We start from the raw sequence: 441 nt of genomic DNA, 5'->3' as shown, positions 1-441 counted from the left end.
TTGAATTTGAAGAATTTGTATAGATACTTATTTAATTTCCATGCTTGTATTGGAAGTATGTTACTGTCTGGCAAACTTCTGATAGCATTAGCGACAATGTTAGAATCAGTTAAAGTATATTTTGTGAGTTCTAAACCATTATTTGATTTATAAATAATGATATTTTTGTTGTTAGTTTGTCTAACTAAGATATTTTTGTGATTTAAGTGAGAAAGAGGAATTCCAGTTGTGATTAGGATTCCTAGTAATTTATATTTAATATTAAAAGATTGTATTAAGTTGGAACCAAGTAGAATGAATTCATCAGGATTAATATTTAATGGTGTGATGAGAGAGTTATTTTTAGTTTTTATGAAAAAATTAAGTTTAAACATTGCTATAATTATAAAGCTTAAAGTGAAAAATAAAATTATTTGATAAAAGTATACTTAGATGTTTTTT

1 pseudogene is annotated in these 441 nt (G+C 23.8%); it reads right to left on the bottom strand.

Features of this window, described 5'->3' with window-relative positions:
- A pseudogene (locus U881_RS13320) lies at positions 1-374 on the bottom strand (hypothetical protein); the annotation flags it as partial.
- Positions 375-441: the final 67 nt, after the last annotated feature.

It is taken from the genome of Borrelia persica No12 (assembly GCF_000500045.1).
In the GTDB taxonomy this organism is placed as follows: Bacteria; Spirochaetota; Spirochaetia; order Borreliales; family Borreliaceae; genus Borrelia; species Borrelia persica.
Note: the sequence above shows the minus strand (reverse complement) of the source record. Positions and strands in the feature narration are given on the sequence as shown.